Annotated in this window: 23 protein-coding genes; 19 read left to right on the top strand and 4 right to left on the bottom strand. The window is 46.3% G+C overall.

Going from position 1 to position 23,339, the window contains the following annotated elements; all coding sequences use genetic code 11:
- Positions 1-126 precede the first annotated feature (126 nt).
- The gene (locus AC3AQ9_RS16595; RefSeq protein WP_488308602.1) at positions 127-492 is read left to right on the top strand and encodes a YhjD family protein; all 366 of its coding nucleotides are present in this window, start codon (positions 127-129) and stop codon (positions 490-492) included.
- A 125-nt stretch (positions 493-617) separates the two neighbouring features.
- Here AC3AQ9_RS16595 and AC3AQ9_RS16590 read toward each other — a convergent pair whose 3' ends face one another.
- Entirely contained in the window at positions 618-1,172 is a 555-nt protein-coding gene (locus AC3AQ9_RS16590) for a competence protein ComK (RefSeq protein WP_488308601.1), read from the bottom strand.
- A gap of 175 nt (positions 1,173-1,347) precedes the next feature.
- On the opposite strand from AC3AQ9_RS16590, the gene AC3AQ9_RS16585 reads away from it, so the two are divergent.
- The 5 genes from AC3AQ9_RS16585 to AC3AQ9_RS16565 all read left to right on the top strand — a co-directional run bounded on the left by AC3AQ9_RS16585 (position 1,348) and on the right by AC3AQ9_RS16565 (position 9,255).
- Positions 1,348-1,587 carry an IDEAL domain-containing protein gene (locus AC3AQ9_RS16585; RefSeq protein ID WP_488308600.1) on the top strand — a complete coding sequence of 80 codons (240 nt, stop codon included), beginning with the start codon at positions 1,348-1,350 and terminating at the stop codon, positions 1,585-1,587.
- Between the two features lie 141 nt (positions 1,588-1,728).
- Entirely contained in the window at positions 1,729-3,711 is a 1,983-nt protein-coding gene (uvrB, locus tag AC3AQ9_RS16580) for an excinuclease ABC subunit UvrB (RefSeq protein ID WP_488308599.1), read from the top strand.
- A 6-nt stretch (positions 3,712-3,717) separates the two neighbouring features.
- Positions 3,718-6,600: an excinuclease ABC subunit UvrA gene (uvrA, locus tag AC3AQ9_RS16575; protein WP_488308598.1), complete on the top strand. Its 2,883-nt coding sequence runs from the start codon at positions 3,718-3,720 to the stop codon at positions 6,598-6,600.
- A gap of 101 nt (positions 6,601-6,701) precedes the next feature.
- Positions 6,702-7,877 (top strand): DUF4097 family beta strand repeat-containing protein, encoded by a 1,176-nt coding sequence (locus AC3AQ9_RS16570; RefSeq protein WP_488308597.1) that lies wholly within the window; start codon positions 6,702-6,704, stop codon positions 7,875-7,877.
- Positions 7,878-8,013: 136 nt separating this feature from the next.
- Complete coding sequence (locus AC3AQ9_RS16565; protein ID WP_488308596.1) at positions 8,014-9,255, top strand: M20/M25/M40 family metallo-hydrolase; 1,242 nt, start codon at positions 8,014-8,016, stop codon at positions 9,253-9,255.
- Positions 9,256-9,294: 39 nt separating this feature from the next.
- On the opposite strand, the gene AC3AQ9_RS16560 is transcribed toward AC3AQ9_RS16565, so the two are convergent.
- From AC3AQ9_RS16560 to AC3AQ9_RS16550, 3 genes are all read right to left on the bottom strand, one after another.
- Positions 9,295-9,723, bottom strand: coding sequence for a DUF1801 domain-containing protein (locus tag AC3AQ9_RS16560; RefSeq protein ID WP_488308595.1), 429 nt, complete (start codon positions 9,721-9,723; stop codon positions 9,295-9,297).
- Between the two features lie 25 nt (positions 9,724-9,748).
- Complete coding sequence (locus tag AC3AQ9_RS16555) at positions 9,749-11,701, bottom strand: GTP-binding protein (protein WP_488308594.1); 1,953 nt, start codon at positions 11,699-11,701, stop codon at positions 9,749-9,751.
- A 344-nt stretch (positions 11,702-12,045) separates the two neighbouring features.
- Positions 12,046-12,585: an N-acetylmuramoyl-L-alanine amidase gene (locus AC3AQ9_RS16550; RefSeq protein ID WP_488308593.1), complete on the bottom strand. Its 540-nt coding sequence runs from the start codon at positions 12,583-12,585 to the stop codon at positions 12,046-12,048.
- Between the two features lie 169 nt (positions 12,586-12,754).
- Between AC3AQ9_RS16550 and hprK the strand changes: the two genes are divergently transcribed.
- The 13 genes from hprK (at position 12,755) to hisIE (ending at position 23,280) form a co-directional block, all read left to right on the top strand.
- Entirely contained in the window at positions 12,755-13,681 is a 927-nt protein-coding gene (gene hprK / locus AC3AQ9_RS16545; protein WP_488308592.1) for an HPr(Ser) kinase/phosphatase, read from the top strand.
- Positions 13,682-13,702: 21 nt separating this feature from the next.
- A complete protein-coding gene (gene lgt, locus AC3AQ9_RS16540; RefSeq protein WP_488308591.1) occupies positions 13,703-14,515 on the top strand; it encodes a prolipoprotein diacylglyceryl transferase in 813 nt (270 codons plus the stop codon).
- Positions 14,516-14,529: 14 nt separating this feature from the next.
- The gene (locus tag AC3AQ9_RS16535; RefSeq protein WP_488308590.1) at positions 14,530-15,465 is read left to right on the top strand and encodes a nucleoside recognition domain-containing protein; all 936 of its coding nucleotides are present in this window, start codon (positions 14,530-14,532) and stop codon (positions 15,463-15,465) included.
- On the top strand, positions 15,462-16,115 hold the full coding sequence (gene ppaX, locus AC3AQ9_RS16530; protein ID WP_488308589.1) for a pyrophosphatase PpaX: 654 nt from the start codon (positions 15,462-15,464) through the stop codon (positions 16,113-16,115). Before AC3AQ9_RS16535 ends, ppaX begins: the two co-directional genes overlap by 4 nt.
- A complete protein-coding gene (locus AC3AQ9_RS16525; RefSeq protein ID WP_488308588.1) occupies positions 16,112-16,624 on the top strand; it encodes an acyltransferase in 513 nt (170 codons plus the stop codon). The genes ppaX and AC3AQ9_RS16525 overlap by 4 nt, the downstream gene beginning before the upstream one ends.
- Before the next feature lie 289 nt (positions 16,625-16,913).
- A complete protein-coding gene (locus tag AC3AQ9_RS16520; protein ID WP_488308587.1) occupies positions 16,914-18,077 on the top strand; it encodes an ATP phosphoribosyltransferase regulatory subunit in 1,164 nt (387 codons plus the stop codon).
- Positions 18,070-18,696, top strand: a complete 627-nt coding sequence (hisG, locus tag AC3AQ9_RS16515; RefSeq protein WP_488308586.1) for an ATP phosphoribosyltransferase — start codon at positions 18,070-18,072, stop codon at positions 18,694-18,696. Before AC3AQ9_RS16520 ends, hisG begins: the two co-directional genes overlap by 8 nt.
- Positions 18,693-19,970, top strand: coding sequence for a histidinol dehydrogenase (hisD, locus tag AC3AQ9_RS16510; RefSeq protein ID WP_488308585.1), 1,278 nt, complete (start codon positions 18,693-18,695; stop codon positions 19,968-19,970). The genes hisG and hisD overlap by 4 nt, the downstream gene beginning before the upstream one ends.
- Positions 19,971-20,561, top strand: a complete 591-nt coding sequence (gene hisB / locus AC3AQ9_RS16505) for an imidazoleglycerol-phosphate dehydratase HisB (protein WP_488308584.1) — start codon at positions 19,971-19,973, stop codon at positions 20,559-20,561.
- A complete protein-coding gene (hisH, locus tag AC3AQ9_RS16500; RefSeq protein ID WP_488308583.1) occupies positions 20,558-21,211 on the top strand; it encodes an imidazole glycerol phosphate synthase subunit HisH in 654 nt (217 codons plus the stop codon). The genes hisB and hisH overlap by 4 nt, the downstream gene beginning before the upstream one ends.
- Positions 21,180-21,908: a 1-(5-phosphoribosyl)-5-[(5-phosphoribosylamino)methylideneamino]imidazole-4-carboxamide isomerase gene (gene hisA, locus AC3AQ9_RS16495; RefSeq protein ID WP_488308582.1), complete on the top strand. Its 729-nt coding sequence runs from the start codon at positions 21,180-21,182 to the stop codon at positions 21,906-21,908. The genes hisH and hisA overlap by 32 nt, the downstream gene beginning before the upstream one ends.
- Entirely contained in the window at positions 21,902-22,654 is a 753-nt protein-coding gene (gene hisF, locus AC3AQ9_RS16490; protein ID WP_488308581.1) for an imidazole glycerol phosphate synthase subunit HisF, read from the top strand. Before hisA ends, hisF begins: the two co-directional genes overlap by 7 nt.
- Entirely contained in the window at positions 22,651-23,280 is a 630-nt protein-coding gene (gene hisIE / locus AC3AQ9_RS16485; protein ID WP_488308580.1) for a bifunctional phosphoribosyl-AMP cyclohydrolase/phosphoribosyl-ATP diphosphatase HisIE, read from the top strand. The genes hisF and hisIE overlap by 4 nt, the downstream gene beginning before the upstream one ends.
- Positions 23,281-23,339 lie beyond the last annotated feature (59 nt).

Raw genomic sequence — 23,339 nt, 5'->3', positions numbered from 1 at the left:
CATCGGAATATAAAAAATCTGTGCCAGCAATGGCACAGATTTTTTTTCGTTCACGTCTTGCAATTTAATCAATTCAGAGTAAAATTGAAAAGAGAACAAACGTTCCCTTTTTGAGGAGGTGTAAAAATGCCGTTAATCTCACAAGAGGAAATTGTCCATTTTGAAAAAGCTATCTATTTGCCGATGGTATTGATCATTTTGGAACGTGACCGCGCTTTATTCGAAAAAGGGGCTTTTAAACTGAAGAGGCCGTATATTGAATTAGTGGATGGTGCCATCAAGCAGGTTCATAAAGAGCTGCAAGAAACGAAGATTCATATGCGCAAGCACCATATGAAAATGATTAAAGGCACTGGAGACGATACTTTTACCGAATATGTATTTTATCATGGAGGCTATGAGGACCACCGGCGCTATTTGAATGTGCGCCTGCGCAACCGGGTGGAAGAATTGCTGCGCGTTTATTTGGCGATGTCTTATCAGGAAATTTAACTCGCTTTTTAATTGAGGTCCGGATGCAGGGGGAAAGTGCAAAGAGGCAGAGCTATACATATATGAGCTTGATACCTTAAAAGCAGCAGTTTCTGCCTGCCTCTTTGCCATTTCAATTGGAAAACTCAATCAAGAGGATGTTGTCTTCTAGGGGGATATCTGCGTTTAGTCAAATATACCATTTGATGCTGATGGACTTGCTGAGCATTTTTAAAAAACCTGCGCAAAGAACCGGCAAAAGAATGCTGGTTTCTTAGAGCCACAGGGGACACATCAAGCGGGACCGTCACGCCATTGCTTAAATAAACAATGCTGCCTTTTCCAGTGTCATCGCTTTCCACCAACTCCACAGCATCAAAATTAAACCAAACCGATTCTTTGTTTTTCGGAGAATGCGTAGGGAAGAATAGGAGTGGATTGCCATAATACTCACCAATGATGATGGGCGGTTTATGTTTGACGCGAACTGCTTTTTGAGAATAAAGGGTAGCGCTTTCTATTGATCCTCTGTAAAAAGTACAAGAAGAGCTCACGATTTTATAAACCGATTCTTCCACAATGAATTCACTTCGATCTTCAATTACACGCGTCCACGTCCGATGTCCCTCTACATACGGCAAAAGTGCATAGGTGTTGCTGCATACCGTATATGAGGAAGAGTGATGATTCATTTTGCCCATTTACTTATACACCCTAAATTTACTATACCTCAATATTGTAACAATAAATGGAAGATTAGCAATGGCTTTAATCTAAAAATAAAATATTTTCTATTTCATTGGAATTTTCAAAAAACGATTGATTATTGATATGCTTTTAATGTATACTAATGAAAAGCATTCGGGGTGATGAAGAATGGAAAACTATTATTCTTATGCTGACTTCATGAAAGCGATGGCTCAAACAAAGAAAATTACAGAAGCGGAAAAACTGCTTAATGATATCTATTTGGATTTATTTTTAAAGCATGTTCACCGCTCGCAGCAAGAAGAGCAGCTAATGACGCTTATCGACCAAGCCCTGGACACTAACGACCGTGAATCATTTGCCAAATATTCAGCCCAATTGCAGGCTTTAAAATGCGATGAAGAATAACGAAAAACCGCTCTCAATGAGCGGTTTTTTTATTTTGCCTCAAAATAGACAAGCTAAAAAACATACGTTCGCTTTTTGTTAGGGGATTTTTAGGGCATATGATAAAATAGAGAGAGTGAAACAAACAGGAGGACATCGATTATGAAACAGGAATTCAAACTCCAGGCGCCTTATGAACCTGCAGGCGATCAGCCTCAAGCGATTGCTGAGCTGACTCAGGGAATCATAAACGGCAAGCGTTGCCAAACCTTACTTGGAGCAACAGGTACGGGGAAAACGTACACCATGTCAAATGTGATTCAGCAAGTAAAAAAACCCACATTGGTCATGGCCCATAACAAAACTTTAGCTGGACAACTTTACAGCGAATTCAAGGAATTCTTTCCGGATAATGCGGTTGAATACTTCGTCAGCTATTATGATTATTATCAGCCGGAAGCTTATGTGCCGCAATCAGATACTTATATAGAAAAAGATGCCAGCATCAACGATGAAATCGACAAATTGCGGCACTCAGCGACAAGTTCGCTGTTTGAACGGGATGATGTCATTGTCATTGCTTCCGTATCGTGCATTTACGGACTTGGTTCACCGAAGGAATACCGGGAGCTTGTGGTATCTCTTAGAAAAGGGATGGAAATCGAGCGCAACCAGCTTTTGCGAAAATTGGTCGATGTCCAATATGAGCGGAACGATATCAATTTTATCCGCGGAACTTTCCGGGTGCGGGGAGATGTAGTGGAAATCTTTCCGGCATCCCGCGATGAACGCTGCTTGCGCGTTGAATTTTTCGGAGATGAGATTGACCGGATCCGTGAAGTGGATGCTTTAACGGGCGAAATTATCGGCGAACGGGAACATGTTGCCATTTTCCCTGCATCTCACTTTGTTACGCGGGAAGAAAAAATGGTCAAAGCCATTGAAAACATTGAAGCGGAACTTGAAGAGCGATTAAAGGAAATGCGGGCAGAAGATAAACTGTTAGAAGCTCAGCGCCTCGAACAGCGCACGCGTTATGATTTGGAAATGATGCGTGAAATGGGCTTTTGTTCGGGCATCGAGAACTACTCCCGCCATTTGACGCTGCGGCCGCCAGGTGCCCAGCCTTATACGCTCATTGATTATTTCCCGGATGATTTCCTTCTGGTAGTGGATGAAAGCCATGTAACCCTGCCACAGGTCCGTGGTATGTTCAATGGTGACCAGGCACGCAAAAAAGTGTTGGTGGATCACGGATTCCGTTTGCCTTCTGCTATGGACAACCGGCCGCTGACATTTGATGAATTCGAGAAGCATATCCACCAGGCCGTTTTTGTGTCAGCGACGCCAGGGCCATATGAGCTTGAACATACACCGGAAATGGTGGAACAAATTATCCGGCCAACCGGACTGTTGGACCCGACAATTGAAGTTCGCCCGATAGAAGGGCAGATTGATGACTTGATGGATGAGATCCGTCAGCGCACCGAGCGCAATGAACGGGTGCTTGTAACGACATTGACGAAAAAAATGTCCGAAGATTTGACCGCATATTTAAAAGAAGCAGGCATAAAAGTCAATTACCTGCATTCAGAGATTAAGACATTAGAGCGGATTGAGATCATCCGGGAATTGCGGATGGGTGTGTATGACGTCCTGGTCGGCATTAACCTGCTCCGGGAAGGGCTCGATATTCCGGAAGTCTCCTTGGTGACCATTCTTGATGCAGACAAAGAAGGCTTCCTGCGCTCAGAGCGTTCGCTTATTCAGACAATGGGGCGCGCAGCGCGGAATGCCAATGGCCATGTAATTATGTACGCCGATAAAATGACCGATTCAATGCGAAAAGCCATCGATGAAACGACTCGCCGGCGCACCATACAGGCTGCTTACAATGAAAAACACGGCATTACACCGATTACCATACAAAAGAAAATCCGGGACGTCATCCGGGCTACTACAGCAGCGGAAGAGACGGAAGAATATGTTTCAAAAGCGGCAGCAGGGAAGAAACTCAAAAAAGAAGACCGCATGAAACTGATTACACTGCTGGAGAAAGAAATGAAAGAAGCGGCAAAAGCGCTCGATTTCGAACGGGCAGCCGAACTTCGGGACACTGTGCTCGAATTGAAAGCGGAAGGGTGATAAAACTTGAAAAATCAGGAAATACGTATACAAGGTGCGCGTGCGCATAATTTAAAAAATATAGACGTCGTTATACCACGGGATCAGCTGGTGGTCATGACAGGCCTTTCCGGTTCGGGCAAGTCTTCTTTGGCATTTGATACGATTTATGCAGAAGGCCAGCGCAGGTACGTCGAATCGCTGTCTTCTTATGCCCGCCAATTTCTCGGGCAAATGGATAAACCGGATGTCGACTTGATTGAAGGGTTGTCGCCGGCGATATCAATCGACCAAAAGACGACAAGCAAAAACCCGCGTTCCACTGTAGCAACGGTCACGGAAATCTATGATTACATGAGGCTCATGTATGCCCGGATCGGCAAACCAGTCTGTCCGAATCACGGCATTGAAATTTCCTCTCAGACGATTGAGCAAATGGTGGACCGTTTGCTGGAGTATCCTGAACGGACAAAAATGCAGATTTTAGCCCCGGTGGTAGCGGGCAGAAAAGGAACGCATGCGAAATTGTTGGAGGACATCAAAAAACAAGGCTATGTCCGTGTTCGTGTCAATGGCGATTTGATTGATCTTGATGATAATATCGACCTGGATAAAAACAAGAAACATTCCATTGAAGTGGTCATCGACCGGATCATCATGAAAGAAGGCATTGCCCCGCGGCTCAGCGATTCCTTGGAATCAGCGTTGAGAATTGCGGATGGCCGGGTTCTGGTGGATGTCATGGAACAGGAAGAATTGCTGTTCAGTGAACACCATGCTTGTCCGATTTGCGGCTTTTCCATCGGCGAACTGGAACCGCGCATGTTTTCATTCAACTCACCGTTCGGCGCTTGTGCGGAATGCGATGGAATTGGCCATAAACTGGAAGTGGATCCGGAATTGGTCATCCCCGATTGGAGTCTATCGCTGGAAAATGATGCAATAGCTCCATGGAAGCCGACAAGCTCGCAATATTACCCTCAAATGCTCAAGGCTGTCTGCAAACATTATAAAATTGATATGACGGCTCCGGTCAGTGAGCTGCCCGAAGAGCATGTCCAGATTTTACTTTACGGTTCCGGCAATGACAAAATCCGTTTCCGTTATGAAAATGACTACGGACAAATCCGGGATAACCATATTCATTTCGAAGGCGTCGTAACCAATGTAGATCGCCGCTTCCGGGAAACTTCTTCAGATTGGACCCGGGAGCAAATGGAAAAATACATGGGTGAGCAGCCTTGCCCAGCCTGCCAAGGGTTTCGTTTAAAACCGGAAACGCTCGCAGTAAAAGTGAACGATCTGCATATTGGGGCGGTTTCCGAGTTTTCAATTGTGGAAGCGGATGAATTTTTTGCGAACCTTGTTTTATCGGAAAAAGACGCACAGATTGCCAGTGCGATTGTCCGTGAAATCCGTGAACGGGTCAGCTTCCTGATTAATGTCGGCCTCGATTATTTGACTTTAAACCGGGCATCGGGCACTTTATCTGGCGGAGAAGCACAGCGCATCCGGCTTGCAACGCAAATTGGTTCCCGGCTGACAGGCGTGCTGTATATCCTGGACGAGCCGTCAATCGGACTGCACCAAAGAGACAACGACCGCTTGATCGGCGCTTTAAAAGAAATGCGGGATCTCGGCAATACATTAATCGTTGTAGAACACGATGAAGATACCATGCTCGCGGCTGATTATTTGATTGATATCGGACCAGGGGCAGGTGTACATGGAGGCGAAATCATCGCCGCAGGCACACCTGAAAAAGTGATGAAGAATAAGAAATCATTGACCGGCCAATATTTGAATGGATCGAAATTTATTCCATTGCCTTTAGAGCGCCGAGAGTCTGATGGCCGCGCAATTTCTATCCGCGGAGCAAATGAAAACAATCTGAAAAAAGTGGATGTCGATATTCCGCTTGGCATGTTTGTTGCCGTCACGGGTGTATCGGGATCCGGAAAAAGTACATTGGTCAACGAAATCTTGTACAAATCACTGGCGAGCAGATTGAACCGGGCTCGAACAAAACCGGGCAAGCATGAGTCTTTAGAGGGCATCGACGAACTGGAAAAAGTGATTGATATTGACCAATCGCCGATTGGCCGTACGCCACGGTCCAATCCTGCCACTTATACCGGGGTATTCGATGATATCCGCGATGTCTACGCTTCAACGAATGAAGCGAAAGTGCGGGGCTATAAAAAAGGGCGTTTCAGTTTCAACGTCAAGGGCGGACGCTGTGAAGCATGCCGTGGAGATGGTATTATAAAAATAGAAATGCACTTCCTGCCGGATGTTTACGTTCCATGCGAAGTCTGCCACGGCAAACGGTACAACCGGGAAACGCTGGAAGTGAAGTACAAAAACAAGAGCATAGCAGATGTATTGGAAATGACGGTGGAAGCAGCTTCGCAATTCTTTGAGAATCATCCGAAAATCCACCGTAAATTAAAGACGATTGTCGATGTCGGTTTAGGCTATGTGACGTTAGGACAGCCGGCAACCACTTTATCGGGTGGGGAAGCGCAACGGGTTAAACTTGCTTCGGAACTTCATAAACGTTCCAATGGCAAATCTTTCTATATATTGGATGAGCCGACGACAGGGCTCCATGCGGATGACATTTCACGCTTGCTTCTTGTGCTGCAGCGCTTGGTTGATAATGGCGATACGGTTTTGACAATCGAGCATAATCTCGATGTCATAAAAACCGCGGATTACATCATCGATCTTGGACCGGAAGGCGGAGACAAAGGCGGCACAATTATTGCAACTGGAACACCGGAAGACATAGCAGCCGTCGAGGAGTCTTATACCGGAAAATACCTGGGACCGATTTTAGAACGTGATCGTGCCCGTATGGAAACCATGGTCAAAAAAGCTACACGCAAGAAAAAAGTAGCGAAGTGAAACTTTTTTTGATTCAAAACGTATCAATTAATAGACTATCAAGTTCGGTTTTTGTCTAGCTTCCGCTTTTCATTAAACCGACGAAGAGGAGGCCGCAATACATGCAAAGTGAAAAAGAACGCATATTGGACATGGTGGAAAATGGCACCATTACGGCAAGAGAAGCAGTGGAGCTATTGAGAGCAATAGACGGCGGCGGAGAGCGGGAACAGTCATCGCGTGATTACGGCCGCAATGATTATCGGGAAAAGCGCGGCAGACGGGGATTGTTCCGTCCGGAAGACATGGTGAAAAAGTTCTCAAAAGATTTTTCGCGTGATTTTTCGAAGGACTTCTCAAAAAACCTTTCCAAGGACTTTAATCAGTTGAGCGACCGCATGATGCAATTTATGCAAAGCTCGGTTGGAAAATTGAAGACGATGGAATTCGATTCTCCATTCGGGGAAGCGGTACAGTTCAGCCATACCTTTAGACAGGAAAATATGGACATCAGCAACATCATTACAGATATCGCCAATGGGCAGCTGGAGATTTTCCCGTCACAAGATGAAACCATCCGTGCCGAGTGCAGCGTGAAAGCGTACCGGTCTGAATCAGAAGAGCAGGCAAAAGAAGATTTTCTTGATAAATTTGTTTTTATTGCCGATGATCAGAAACTCCGCATCATCAGTGATATGAAAACCACGCAAGTAAATGTGGTGCTGTATGTACCAGCCAAAAAGTATACCCATATTGCTGCCCGTTTATTTAATGGGGGCTTCTCAATGAAGCGTATCGATTCAGCGTTAATCAAAGTAAAAACCGCAAACGGCAAAATCGAATTGAAAAACGTCGAATTTGATGATGCTGAATTAGAAACAGCAAATGGCCCAATCCAAGTACAGGATGTACAAGGAAAAGTGATGGAAACTGAAACTTTGAACGGCCGTATTTATATTGACGGTGACATCCAGACTACAGAAGCGAAATCGTTGAACGGCAATGTCGTAGTGACGTCAAGATGCAAAGAAGCCCGCAAAGTGGAAGCGAAAACACTAGCAGGAAACGTAGAGATTTATATCCCATCCCACTTGCCATTGAGAGGGGAAGTATCTTCCAACCTTGGCAAGATGGATGTATTGCTTTCAGATGTTGAACATACCCATGAACAAGGGCAATTTATGCAAAAGTCCATCCGTTTTTCAAAAGAAAGCGGAGAAGCTGTTGCAGCGCCGCTTTTGGTATATGGCGAAACCAAAACCGGTTCCGTACTGGTGCGTTACTTGACAGTTGAATAACTTATAGCAAGAAGCCGGCATGTTCTATGCCGGCTTCTTTTCATTTCTTGAGCTCTGATGGAATATGCGGTACTGTTTAAGCAGAACAGCGAGAGCAACAACAGACGAAGGCTGAAAAGGACAAGGGGGATGACAGGTGGCAGACGCGGCAATTCCAGCTCGGATGGCAGAAGCATTTAATCAATTGAAAGAATATGAAGCAGTAAAAAAGGGCCTATTGTTTATTGAAAATGACCATGTCCAGACCATTGCAGATCAGATTGCTTTAACGGAAATTCCCGCACCGCCGTTTAAAGAACAGCAGCGGGCTGAAGACTTTAAGCGCCGGTTGCAGGAGCTTGGGCTTGAAGAAGTCCAAATGGATGCAGAAGGCAATGTTTTCGGCATACGCAGAGGAACTGGCGGTGGACCGAGAATCTTTGTTTCAGCCCATTTGGATACCGTATTTCCAGAAGGCACAGATACAACAGTGTATCAGAAAGACGGCATATTATACGCGCCGGGTATTGGAGACGATACACGGGGGCTGGCAGAATTGCTCGCAGTCGTGCGGGCGATTAACGAAGCGAAAGTAAAAACCAGCGGAGACATCATATTCGGTGGAACTGTCGGCGAAGAAGGAGCCGGAGATTTGCGCGGAGTCAAAGCGTTTTTTGATGCGCGTTCAGACATTGATGCATTCGTATCAATGGATGGGGAAGGCTATAACCACATCACTTATCTTGCGACTGGCAGTTTTCGCTATGCCATTACATATAAAGGGCCGGGCGGCCATAGCTTTGGTGCTTTCGGGACTCCGAGTGCGACGCATGCCCTTGGCCGAGCAATTGCGGCAATTGCGGAGCTGAAAACACCTTCCCAGCCGAAAACAACGTTTTCAGTTGGAGAGGTATCAGGCGGCACTTCGGTTAACGCCATTGCCCAAGAAGCGAGCATGGCTGTCGATTTGCGCTCCAATGATGAAGAAGAGCTCAGAAAATTGGATGAGCGCTTTTTGGAAATTGTCCAAAAAGCGGCTGAAGACGAAAACCGCCGCTGGGGCGATGACCGCTTAAAAGTGGAAGTTGTCCGTTTCGGCAACCGGGCACCGGCCAGCCAATCGCCAGAAGCACCAATTGTCCAAATTGCCTGTGCCGCAGTTAAATCGATCGGTGGCCAGCCAAGGCTTGGAGAGCCGAGCAGTACGGATTCAAATTATCCAATGAGCCTCGGTATTCCTTCGATAACAATTGGGCTCGGGGGCGACTTTGGCGGAGCTCATACATTGGAAGAATGGCACAATCCTCAAAATGGCCATTTGGGCATCCAAAAAAGTTTCTTGACGATTTTAGGAATGGTAGGGGTAAAGGGTGTTTGCAAATCTTTATTGCAAGAATAGCAAAAGCCAGAAAAGCAGCTAACCGCTTTTCTGGCTTTTTTAATTGTATTCTGCATATAGTTTTTGAGTAAAAACAATGGAATGGGTAATTAATTCTTTCAATACTTCGGTATCAATATCTTCAAGTTTGTTGATGTAAACGCAAGATTTTCCACTTGTATGCTTGCCCAACTTAGCAAGCAGCTGGTCACAATCCGGATCACCGGTTGCAACATACAAACTGATTTTTGCTTTTCGGGGAGAAAAGCCGGCAAGCGGAGCATCGCCTGAATGGCCGGAGGCGTATACATAATGATAGGAACCAAATCCAATGATGCTCGGCCCCCACATTTTCGGCGGGTATCCGCTGGTTTCTTCAAAAATCTCAAGCAACCGGTACGCATCTTGTTTTTTCTTTGGATTTTCCACCGTCTCTTCGATAAATTGGATAACATCTGAATCTGTTTCTTTCGTCTTTGGCTCATACATGCGGATTCCTCATTTCCAATGGATTTTAAAGGCAATGCATAGCGGCTTCTGCTTCCTCCCAAGGTACTTTATAGCCTTGCCCTTTGGCGCAAAAGATGGATGTTGATGTGTATTCCGGGTCTGCATCTTTATTGTAGCCCCGTTTTTCGATGATTTCTTCTTCATTATGGCAAAAATCATAACCACCGGGCAATAGCGTGAGCGACCCTTTTCCATGGGTAAAGGAAGCGAATTCGGTACTGTATTTCATAAAAGTGGCAACCGGTACTGTTCCTTCGATAATCGCTCTGCCATCTGACATTTCAGGTGCATGAAAGCTTCCGTGGGCTTGCTGGACATCGGATAGCACTTTTCCCATATGGTCTATTTCCACTTTGATTTTGAAATGGTAGACGGGTTCCAGCAAGCGGTTTCGGGCTTTTTCAAGCCCTTGGCGAAGTGCCCGGTAAGCGGCTTCGCGAAAATCACCGCCGGAAGTATGCTGGTTATGGCCACGGCCTGTCAATAAGGTGATTTTCACATCGGTCAATGCCGAACCGGTGAGCAGGCCGTGGTGATCACGCTCTTTTAAATGGTGCAGCACCAAGTTCTGGTTGCCGACAGATAAAGCATCGGCATGGCATGTGTTTGCCAACGTAACGCCGCTGCCTCGAGGTGCCGGTTCGATTTGGAGATGGACTTCTGCATAATGGCGCAGCGGTTCGAAATGGCCGTATCCTGTAACGGTATGTTCTATTGTTTCCTTATAAAGAATTTCGGGGTCTCCGAATGAAACTTGAAAACCGAACCGCTCTTTGACAATTTGTTCAAGAATTTCGAGTTGAATTACGCCCATCACATGGATCTGGATTTCCTGGAAATGCTCATCCCATACCACATGCAGCGAAGGATCTTCAGCATCAAGCAGCATAAAGGCTTTCAGGACTTCCTTGATATTGGCGGCAGGATCTATTGATACTTTTGATTTTAATGCCGGCACCATGCCAAAAGATGTCCGTGTGGTCAATCTCCCCAAACCGTCTCCGATGCGTGTTTCTGAAAGCCCTGCTACAGCAATCAGTTCGCCGGCTCTCGCTTGCTCTACCGACAGAAATTTATGGCCGTTGTAGGCACGAAGCTGAGTCGCTTTTTCCTGAAGACGATTTTCCGAATCTCCATATGCTATTTCGTCCCGGACGCGCAAACAGCCGCTCAGCACTTTCATAAAAGTAAGGCGGTTGCCGTTCGCTTCATGACGGATTTTATACACTTGAGCCGCAAATTCTCCTTCATCTGCATATGCAGTGTCCGTCAGTTGATCAATTTGATCGAAGAACTCTATAACCCCGGCGTCTTTCAAAGCAGAACCGCAAGCAGCAACGAACAACTGCTGATTTTGAATCATTGTTTTCAAGGTTTGCAGCCAAAGTTCGGGAACGTACCCGGAATCCAAATAGTATTCCAATAACGTTTCATTGCGTTCAGCCAGAAACTCGATCAGCTCATCGTTCATCTCGCTATTCTGAAAAGAAGTGGTGACATCAAAGACATCCGGTGTAAGGCTGCTGCGGATCTCCGCTAAAACCCGATGCGCATCGGCGCCTTCTCGGTCGATTTTATTGATGAAGAAGAAAGTTGGCACCTGGTGTTTTTTCAAAAGTTGCCAAACCGTTTCCGTATGGCCTTCGACACCATCAACACCGCTGACGATCAGGATAGCAAAATCCATAACCTGAACGGCACGCTCCATTTCTGCCGAAAAATCAACATGCCCCGGTGTATCAATTAAGAAATAAGTAGAGTCGTTGTAGGAGAACATCGCTTGGTCCGCGAAAATGGTGATGCCTCTATTTTTTTCAATTTCATGGCTGTCGAGAAAAGCATCTTGATGATCGACACGGCCACGCTGCCGGATGCTTTTTGTGTGAAACAGCAATTGCTCGGAAAACGTCGTTTTTCCTGCATCAACATGTGCAAGAATGCCGATTGTTTTGTTCATAATCCACCTCTTCATTATGTTTGCTATGGAATAAGTGTAGCAGAACTAGAGGCAATGGGATAAAGAGAAACTCAATCAGTGGGGTTCTTTCCTCCGCTGATTAAAAGCGGAACATAGGCTAAGAACGCCGCGTCCTGCGGCAACGCCTATGTGACCGACATCCTGTCGGCCTCAATCGGGCTTTTACGGCCAGTAGGTTCCGCTTGAAAAGCGAGGCCTTAGTGGACGTTAAAGCGGGATAAAGAGAAACTCAATCAGTGGATTCTTTCCTCCGCTGTCCGTTAAAGCGGGACAAAATAAAAAATCCTTGAAAGCAGATTCAGCTTTCAAGGGGCTAATGAATGTTAAAAGGCGCAACCGATGCCGAATGCGATAGCGCTGGCACAGCGTTTCCGGTAGGCATCCAATTTTAATAATTCGGCTTCTTCGCGGTTTGTCATAAAGCCGCATTCAATCAAAACAGCTGGCATTTTAGTATCACGGAGTACAGCAAAATCAGCTTTTTTAACACCCCGATTTTTCCGGTGCGTCGACAAGATTAAGGCCTGCTGGATTGAACCCGCGAATTTTATGCTGTCCGGGCTTGATTTGGTGTAGGTAAACGTTTCAATTCCTTGGGTGTCATTAAAGACCGAGCCAAAAGCGTTGGCATGGATGGAGACGAATAACTCTGCTTTTAACCGGTTGGCCAGCGCCGTCCGTTCATGGAGAGGCACGTCCTGATCCGGATGATGGCTGAAAAAAACGCTATGGCCATCCAGTATCAAACGCTTCTTGACTTCATCTGCCACTGCCGCATTAAAATGGAATTCCCGGATGCGTCCATCGGGAGAGCGCTTGCCGGGAGTATGGGGTCCATGTCCTGCATCAATCATTATTTTCATTGTCAAATTCCTCCTTTACTGTCCATATAGATGGAAGCTGGCAGAAAGGAGACAGGAAAATCTTCAAATTAAAGCTTTCCGTGTTAAAATAGGAGCAAACCGTCAGAATGATGGAAGAACTTCGTAAAAAGCTCTTTGCATTTTGATTGTAAAAGGAATGAGGGGAAAAATGGGACAGGTAACAGTAAGGCAAGTAATGGATACTTTTGATTTGAAATTGGTCAGTGGCGAAGATGGTCTTGGCCGGCATATTCCTATCAGTGATATTTCACGGCCTGGGCTTGAAATGGCAGGATATTTTACGCATTACCCAGCGAATCGGGTGCAAATGCTTGGTAAGACGGAGTTGTCATTTTTTGCGTTATTGGAAGCAAGAGAACGGACGGAGCGGATGCTGAAGCTCTGTACCGATGATACACCGGCTATTATTGTAGCTCATGATATGGAAGTGCCACCGGAGCTGGTGGATGCTTCAAATCAAAGGCATGTGCCGGTATTCTGCACTAAAATGCCGACGACCCGCTTCTCCAGTTTGCTGACAAACTATTTGGAAAGCCAGCTAGCTCCTACAACTGCAGTACATGGCGTATTGGTGGATATATATGGAGTCGGTGTTTTGATTACAGGGAAAAGCGGTGTGGGTAAAAGTGAAACTGCATTGGAACTTGTGAAAAAAGGGCATCGCCTCGTTGCGGATGACTGCGTGGAAATCCATCAGGAAGGCGAAAATACATTGGTCGGCCATCCTCCGAAACTGATAGAGCATTTGCTTGAAATCAGAGGGGTTGGCATCATCGATATCATGACGCTGTTCGGTGCAAGTGCTGTCCGGACTTTCAAACGCATTTCTTTGGTCATTGACCTGGAATTATGGGATCAGGATAAAACATATGACCGCCTCGGGTTGGAAGAAGAGAAGATGCGGATCATTGATACGGATTTAACGAAGCTGACGATTCCTGTTCGCCCTGGGCGAAACTTAGCCGTTATTATTGAAGTTGCTGCCATGAATTATCGCTTGAAGCGTATGGGCGTCAACGCAGCAGAAGAATTTTCAAAACGGCTGGATGAAGTTATTGCTCAAGATACAAATTAAGGGAATGGGAAGGTGCATGGCATGTATTCGATTTTAGCTGCAATTGATCCGATCGCTTTCTCGCTCGGGCCAATCGATGTCCGCTGGTATGGTGTCATTATTGCTGTCGGCATCATCATCGCATTTTTGGTTGGCCAGCGTGAAATGGTTAAACGGGGGCTTCATCCCGATTTTCTGACGGATCTGCTGATTTGGGCGGTGCCGCTGGCTATTGTCGGGGCCCGCATTTATTATGTGATTTTCCAATGGGATCATTATAAAGACAATCCCGGGGAAATCATTGCCATATGGAATGGCGGAATTGCAATTCACGGAGCGCTTATCGCTTCAGTGATCGTGGCGTATATTTTTACAAAGCGCCGCAATACGCCATTCCTGAAAGTGGCAGATATTCTTGCCCCCAGCATTTTAATCGGCCAGGCCATTGGCCGATGGGGAAATTTTATCAACCAGGAAGCACATGGCGGGGAAGTGAGCCGTGCATTTCTGGAAAATCTATTCATTCCGGATTGGATCATCAATCAAATGTACATAGATGGTGCTTATTATCATCCGACGTTTTTATATGAGTCGTTATGGAGTTTTGTCGGCATCATTATATTGCTGCTGCTGCGCCGGGTGAATCTGGTGCGCGGTGAAATGTTCTTTTTCTACGTAATCTGGTATTCTGTCGGCCGCTTCTTTATTGAAGGAATGCGGACGGACAGCTTGTATGTAATCGGAGAACTGCGGGCTGCTCAGTTGGTATCTGTAGTCGCGATCATTATTGCAGTCGTTTTCGTAATTTACCGTCGTGTAAAACTAAAAAATCCTCCACGTTACTTGGATAAATAGAAAGAAGGAATGGAATGTCTACGTTGAAAAATGGATTGAAAGCAGGTTTGCGTACGACTTGGACATTAGGGAAAATCATTTTCCCGATCACGTTATTGCTTACAATGCTCCAATTCACGCCGGTTCTGCCGTTTATTGTAGAGTTAGTAGCTCCTATCATGGGACTTTTCGGGCTTAGCGGAGATGCTGCCATTCCACTGGTCCTAGGAAACGCCTTGAATTTATACGCGGGCATCGGGGCGATCCTGTCCCTGGAACTCACAGTCAAGGAAGTATTTATCCTGGCAGTCATGCTTTCTTTTTCACATAATATTTTTATCGAAACCGGGGTTGCGTTAAAAGTTGGGGTTAAGCTGTGGGTGGTTCTAGTAGTCCGGTTTGGATTGGCCGCTTTATCGGGGATTGTCATCAACCTCGTTTGGAAAGGCGGCGGTGAAATTGCCCAATATGGTTTCGCGCCGGCAGCTGCGGCTGCCCCGGAAAGCTGGATGGGCATTTTCCTGCTCGGACTTGAAAAAGCTTCTTTCGGAGTATTGCAGCTGGCGATGATCGTCATTCCGCTGATGCTGATGATTCAGATTTTGAAAGATAAAGGCTACTTACAACGCATCTCCAATTCTATGGGGCCGTTGACTCGGTTATTGGGTATTCAGAAAAATGCTTCGCTGACATTGGCATCAGGCTTAGTTTTCGGGCTAGCAATGGGAGCGGGCGTTATGATTCAGGCAGTCCAGGAAGATGGGGTCAGCAAAAAAGATGCGACACTGGCATTTATCTTTTTGGTGGCATGCCATGCCATTGTAGAAGATACACTCATTTTCGTTCCACTCGGTATTCCGATATGGCCATTGTTTGTCATTAGGCTTGTTACAGCACTTGTCCTAACGATCTTTGTTTCTTACATATGGCGGAAGACAGAAGAAAACCGGAAGGAAGTGCTTTCTTCATGACCAAAGAAATCAACACCTTATTATTCGACTTTGACGGAACGCTGCTCGACACTAATGAGCTGATCATCCAAACATTTCAATCGGTATTGGATGAGCATTTTCCCGGACGTTTCGAAAGACAGGATGTGCTCCATTTTATCGGGCCTTCACTTGAACAGACGTTTAACGCAATTGCTCCGGATAACGCAGCAGAACTGACTGAGCAATACCGGGCCATCAACAAAACTTTGCATGATGAATTGGTGACTGAATATGACGGCGTTGCTGAAACCTTAAGGCTGCTGAAAAACCGCGGCTTGAAAATGGCGATTGTTTCCACTAAAAGAGGAGCTTCAATCAGGCATGGGCTGGAATTGATGGGTGTCGGAAACGTTTTTGACGTCATCATCAGCCTGGATGAAGTAAAAGAACCGAAGCCGGATCCAGAACCGATTTTGCTGGCATTGGAACAATTAAATGCGTCACCGGGTGAAGCATTGATGATTGGCGACAATTCACATGACATTGAAGGCGGACAGAATGCTGGGGTCCGTACAGCCGGTGTTGCTTGGTCAGTCAAAGGCGAAGAATTTTTAGCCGGTTTTAATCCCGACTTTATGCTGCAGCATATCAGTGATTTACTGCAGTTAATGAAAGAAGAAGTCCAATGAGAAACACAGAGCGTCATTTTGTTACCGGTCAAAACTCGCTTTGGCATGTCTATAAAACGGTGCCGTTTTGGAAAGTCGTCAAAAATTTCATCATCATCCAAACCGCCCGTTATACACCTTTCTTGCCCATGAAAAATTGGCTCTACAAAACATTTTTGCATATGAAAGTGGGCGAGCATTCTTCTTTTGCTTTAATGGTCATGCCGGATGTCATGTTCCCGGAGAAAATTACTGTCGGAAAAAATTCAGTCATCGGTTATAATACGACCATACTTGCCCACGAATATTTGATTAATGAATACCGGTTAGGGGAAGTCATAATAGGAGACGAAGTTCTGATCGGCGCGAATACGACTATTTTGCCTGGAGTGACAATAGGAGACGGTGCCATTGTTTCAGCAGCCACGCTGGTCAATAAAGACGTACCGGCCGGAGCCTTTGTCGGTGGAAATCCGATGATGATTATCTATACAGCTGAACAAATGGCCGAACGCCAACTAAAAACCTGAAAGCGGTGTGCTTTCAGGTTTTTTTACTACAAAGAATAGGGAATTTTCAGCTGTTGATAATCAAAGAGGCATAAAAATCAATATTTTCATGAATTTCTCCAGCAAAGGCACGTAAGTCCACCGCATAGGAAGATGTAAGCCCAAGCAGTCGAAGCCATGCACAAAAGTGTTTTTTCTGCTCAACTTTACACTATTCCTTGACGGTCCATAGAAAGATGCGCTAAAATAAAAATTACTTCACCACTCTAACTAACTAAAGTAAAATAACCAATTTTAGGAAGTGACTCCAATGACCATTCAAATGTTCGAGAAACCACTGGGTATGCGTGACGATTTTCCGTTTATTGCTAAAAAGAAAGCTGAACTGCGTGCTAAAGGAACATCGATTATGCAAGGCGCTGGATATGATTTGCTTCAAACTCCGACGCTTGAGTATTACGAAACTATCGGCAAAATTTCTGCTATTCCAGATAAAGCGCTTTTTAAATTATTGGACAGCCAAGGCGAAACACTGGTCCTTCGCCCGGACATGACATCACCGATTGCACGGGTGGCAGCTTCAAAACTGCTGAAAGAAAAAATGCCGGTCCGGCTCGGTTATTACTCGAACGTTTTCCGCGCACAAAAGCGGGAAGGCGGCCGGCCGGCAGAATTTGAGCAAATGGGTGTCGAACTGATTGGCGACGATTCGTTATATGCAGATGCAGAAGTGATTATTCTGGCATCGAATATCTTAAACCAATTGAATGTCGAATCCGGCCGTGTCGTCATTGGCCACACGCAATTGCTGCAATTGATATTAAAGGATTTCGGTTTGGACAACGATCAGATAGAAGTAGTCAGGGCTGCGCTCGTTTCAAAAAACAGCGTCCGTTTCGAACAACTGGCCAATGAACTGATGAAAGATGCAGAAAAAGCGGCTTCTTTTAAACAATTAGTCATCACCTCTACATTAGAACATTGGAAGCCATATATTGATTTTTCTAATGGTGAACAGGCTGGACTTTATGAAGAAATGCTGAAACTGCAAACGATTATCCAAAGGAACGGGCTGGCGGAAGCCATCACCTATGACTTATCTTTTACCAGCCACATGACTTATTACACCGGTTTGGTGTTTGAATTCTATGGAGCAGGCAGCGGATTTCCATTAGGCAATGGGGGACGCTATGACGGCTTGATGAAACAGTTTGGCCTGCAGGTCGGAGCAACGGGATTTGGTTTGCGTGTTGACCGGCTGCTGGAAGTGATGGCGCCGGATCAAGAGGAAGAACAGCATATCCTCATATTATTTGATGAAACCACTGAAGAACAGGCGCATGAGCAAGCGCAAGGACTGCGCGATTCCGGAACAAGGGTAACGCTTCAATATACACCGGCTGTACACGCAATCGAAGAGTTCAGTGCCTTGTTCAGCGAAGTAAGACGATTGGAAGGTGCTAATAATGGATGAACTGACGATTGCCATGCCAAAAGGGCGGATTTTTGAAGAAGCCTATGAATTGCTTGTTAAAGCGGGCTATGATTTGCCAAAAGAACTGGATGACTCGCGCAAACTAATCGTGGAAGCGCCGAATGAACGTTTCCGCTTTATTTTGGCAAAGCCGATGGACGTCCCGGTATATGTGGAACACGGAGTAGCGGACATCGGAATTGCAGGAAAAGACGTCATGCTGGAGCTTGATCGTTCCGTACATGAACTGCTGGACCTTGGCATTAGCCGATGCTATATCGCGACTGCAGGATTGCCGAATACCGAGATGAATCCGGTGACGCCGCGCATTGCTACTAAATACCCTAAAATCGCTTCCCGTTTTTACCGAGGCAAAGGGGAACAAGTGGAAATCATTCAATTGAACGGTTCGATTGAACTGGCTCCGATGATTGGTCTTGCGGACCGCATCGTTGATATCGTTTCAACAGGCAAAACCTTGAAAGAAAATGGCCTTGTGGAGTATGAGCAGATTGTTGAAATTACGTCACGGCTGATTGCTAATCCTGTAAGTTACCGCTTGAAGCAGAAGCGAATCCGTGAACTTGTTGAAAACTTACGAAAGCAGGCGAAGGCATGAAACAGACGCAATTATCTTTCAGTATTTCCATCAGGAGAACGATTGCTGAAGCTAATGCCGAGCAACTGGCAGCCGTCAAAGAAATTATCCAGAACGTGAAGCAAAACGGCGATTCGGCATTGCTCGCATACACCGAAAAATGGGATGGGGTCAAATTGGAGAGCATCCGGGTCAGCCATGACGAAATCATGGAGGCGGTCGGCCGCTTTGATGCCCAACTGCTTCAGGATTTGACGGAAGCAGCGGACAATGTCCGGGAGTACCACGAAAACCAGAAGCAAGAGGGCTATAAAAACACCAGAAACGACGGTTCTTATGTAGCTCAGCGCGTTACGGCGATCAGTTCAGCGGGATTGTATGTTCCAGGCGGGACGGCGGCTTATCCGTCTTCCGTGTTGATGAATGTCATTCCAGCCCAAGTAGCGGGTGTCGGCCGGGTGGTACTGACTTCTCCGCCAGGAAAAGACGGCAGATTATCTGATGGAGTGTTGGTTGCAGCACATATTCTTGGAATTGATGAAATTTACAAAGCGGGCGGCGCCCAAGCGATTGCCGCGCTTGCATACGGAACAGAATCAATCGAAGCAGTGGATAAAATCACAGGGCCAGGCAATGTGTTTGTGGCTCTTGCAAAACGGCAAGTTTTTGGCGACGTCGCGATCGACATGATTGCAGGGCCAAGTGAAATTGCCATCATTGCGGACGAAACAGCTTTTGCCGATGAAGTGGCGGCAGATCTATTGTCGCAGGCGGAACACGATCCGATGGCAAGTGCCGTGCTGCTGACAACCAGCCAGCAGCTGGCAGATGCTGTCTCGCTTGAAGTGGAGCGCCAGCTGGAGACCCTGCCGCGGCAGTCTATTGCAGGTAAAGCGATCAATGATCACGGCATGATTTATGTCGGGGAAACGATGGATGAATTGATTGCGGCTGCGAATGAACTCGCACCAGAACACTTGGAAATTATGACGGCAAATGCAGAAGCCTTATCAGAAAGAATCCAGCATGCCGGGGCCATCTTTATCGGCCGTTATTCGTCGGAACCGATTGGCGATTATTTTGCAGGCACGAACCATGTCTTGCCAACCAACAGCACGGCACGTTTTTCAAGTGCCTTGTCAGTCTACGATTTTGTCAAACGGACAAGTGTGGTTTATTACAGTGAACAGGCCTGGCAGCAAAATGAAGCGAAAATTGCCCGCCTCGCACGTCTTGAAGGACTCGAAGGACATGCACGTGCAGTAGAATCCCGTGCCTGGAAAAAAGGAGAATAAATGATGAGAAAAGCTGAAATCAAGCGCAATACAAATGAAACCAAAGTAGCCATTTCTTTTTCGCTGGATGGAGATGGAAAAGCGGATATCAACACTGGCGTGCCATTTATGGACCATATGCTTGACTTGTTCATCAAGCACGGTTTGTTTGACGGGGAAATCAAAGCGGACGGCGATACCCATATTGATGACCACCATACTACAGAAGACATTGGCATTGTCCTTGGGCATGCAGTGAAGGAAGCATTGGGTGACAAAAAAGGCATCCGCCGCTATGGCAATGCATTTGTTCCAATGGATGACGCTCTTGCTCAAGTGGTCGTTGACTGTTCGAATCGCCCCCACTTGGAAATGCGGGGCATTATCCCAAACGAAAAAGTAGGGACGTTCGATACAGAACTGGTCCGCGAGTTTCTTTGGAAATTTGCACTTGAGTCGCGTATGAATGTCCACGTTATTATTCACTACGGCCACAATACACACCACATTATCGAAGCGGTCTTCAAGGCACTCGCTCGTGCGCTTGATGAAGCGACAATCATTGATTCCCGCGTGAAAGGTGTACCGTCAACAAAGGGGCTGTTAACATGATTATCGGAATTATCGATTACGGCATGGGCAATCTGTTCAGCGTTGAACAAGCATTGAAGAAACTGGATTGCACAGTGATTCTTTCTGACGATCCGGAGACGCTGCTTGAAGCAGAAGCAATATTGCTGCCAGGAGTCGGCGCCTTTCCGGATGCCATGGAATTGCTGGACCGCAAAGGGCTGTCTTCTTTTATTCAATCATTGCCGCAAAAAGGGATTCCGCTCCTTGGAATTTGCCTGGGCATGCAGCTGCTGTATGAAGACAGTTCAGAAGTGAAACCGACAAAAGGGCTCAGCTTGTTGAAAGGGCAGATTCGCCGGTTTGAAAAAGGCGCGTACCGCATTCCTCACATGGGCTGGAACCGGCTTGAATTTTCCCGCATGCCGTATTGGCTGGATGATCTGCAAGTGGATACCCATGTCTATTTCGTCCACTCGTTTTTAGCGGTAAACACGGATCCGGAACAGGTATGGGCTACTGCCAGCTACGGCAACATCGATGTGCCTGGCGTCGTAGGTTCAGGATTGATTACAGGAATGCAGTTCCACCCGGAAAAATCCGGTGATTTCGGCCATTATCTACTTGAGCAATGGATTGCAAATGTCAGGAGGAATCAAGATGAGCAAGTTTCAAATCTATCCCGCAATTGATTTGCGCGGCGGGAAATGCGTGCGGCTTTTCCAGGGAGATTATGCACAGGAAACCGTCTACGGCGATTCGCCGGTTGAGATGGCCAAGCAATTTGTGGATGCCGGGACAGAATGGATCCATATGGTCGATTTGGACGGAGCCAAAGATGGCGTCCGGATCAATGACAAAGTGGTGATTGAAGCGGCAAAGCTTCCGGTCAATATCCAAATCGGCGGCGGCATCCGGACGCGTGAAGATATAGAACATTATTTATCAAATGGCATTAGCCGCGTCATCATCGGAAGCCTGGCAATCCGCAATCCGGAACTGGTCGTATCGTTCATTGAGGAATTCGGGGCGGAACGCATCGTCATTGGCATTGATGCCAAGAACGGCATGGCTGCAACCGAAGGATGGATTGAAACTTCAGGGCAATCAGCTAAAGACGTTGCCAGTTTTTTTGTTTCCAAAGGTGCCAAGCATTTTATCTACACAGATATCGCGACCGATGGGACATTGCAAGGACCGAATATTGATGCCAATAAAACACTCGTCGATTCAGAAGGAGCAGAAGTAATCGTATCCGGTGGAATCGGTTCTTTAGAAGACATTCAAAACGTCAAACAGGCAGCCGGCGAGAGCCCGATTGCTGGAGTCATTATCGGTAAAGCGCTGTATGAAAACCGCTTTACGCTGGAGGAGGCGCTGTCATGTTGACCAAACGGATTATCCCATGCCTCGATGTCAAAGAAGGGCGCGTCGTCAAAGGCGTTAGCTTTGTGTCGCTTCGTGATGCTGGGGACCCAGTAGAGCTTGCCCGTTTTTACGACAAGCAAGGAGCGGATGAATTGGTCTTCTTGGATATTTCCGCTTCCCACGAAGGCAAAGAAACGATGATTGAAGTAGTGAAAATAGTGGCCACGGAATTATCCATCCCGTTTACGGTTGGAGGCGGCATCCGTTCTCTCGAAGACATGAAACGCATGCTGCGTGCAGGAGCCGATAAAGTTTCCTTGAATACTTCGGCACTGGACCGGCCAGAGCTGATCAAAGAAGGCGCGGATTATTTCGGTTCACAATGCATTGTCGTGGCAATTGATGCCAAAAGCAATGGTGCAGGCTGGGATGTCTATACGCACGGCGGGCGCAATAAAACCGGCTGGGATGCCGTGGAATGGGCGAAGAAAAGTGTTGAACTCGGAGCAGGAGAACTGCTTTTGACTTCAATGGATAAAGACGGCTCAAAAGATGGTTTTGATCTGGAACTGACAAAAGCGGTGCGAGAAGCTGTAGAAGTGCCGGTGATTGCAAGTGGCGGGGCAGGGAATCGGGAACATTTCGCCGAAGTATTTAAAGAAGTGGATGCAGATGCTGCTCTTGCTGCATCGATTTTCCATTATAAAGAGACCAGCGTTGCTGAAGTGAAAGAGTATTTAAGGAAAGAAGGAGTGAATGTCCGATGAATGATATAAAGTATGATGGCAACGGGCTGGTTCCTGTTATTATTCAAAATGCCGACACGAAAGCAGTGCTGACCTTGGCTTATGCAAACGAAGAGGCTGTGCAAAAAACGCTTGAAACAAACGAAACTTGGTTATATTCGAGAAGCCGCAACGAATTATGGAACAAAGGTGCAACCAGCGGCAATACTCAGCAAGTGACGGCAGTGCGGCTTGACTGTGATGGAGATTCATTAATCTATGAAGTGATTCCGAATGGACCGGCCTGCCATACAGGCGAAGAAAGCTGTTTCCATAATACGATTGCCGGTACGGCAAACGAGTCGAAAGTAGATATGTTCAGCGAGCTGACAGGATTGATCCAAAAAAGAGAGCAGGAAATGCCAGCAGGTGCTTATACAACTTATTTATTTGAAGAAGGCGTCGATAAAATCTGCAAAAAAGTCGGGGAAGAAGCGGCTGAAGTAATTATTGCGGCGAAAAACAGAGATCCGAAAGAATTAGCGATGGAAACGGCGGACTTGTTTTATCATGTCCTGGTGCTGCTGCAAGAACAGAAAGTTGGATTTAACGAAGTGATTGATGTGTTAAAAGAGCGTCATGCAACAAAAACTGCGGGTAAACAATAAGGAAATATGCTATAATTACAACACATTTAAGTAGAGGAGCGATGGCAATCGTTCCTTTT

This window comes from Planococcus sp. VCh962, from assembly GCF_057748275.1.
The sequence above is the reverse complement of the archived record's forward strand: the minus strand, read 5'-3'. Positions and strand labels throughout refer to the sequence as shown.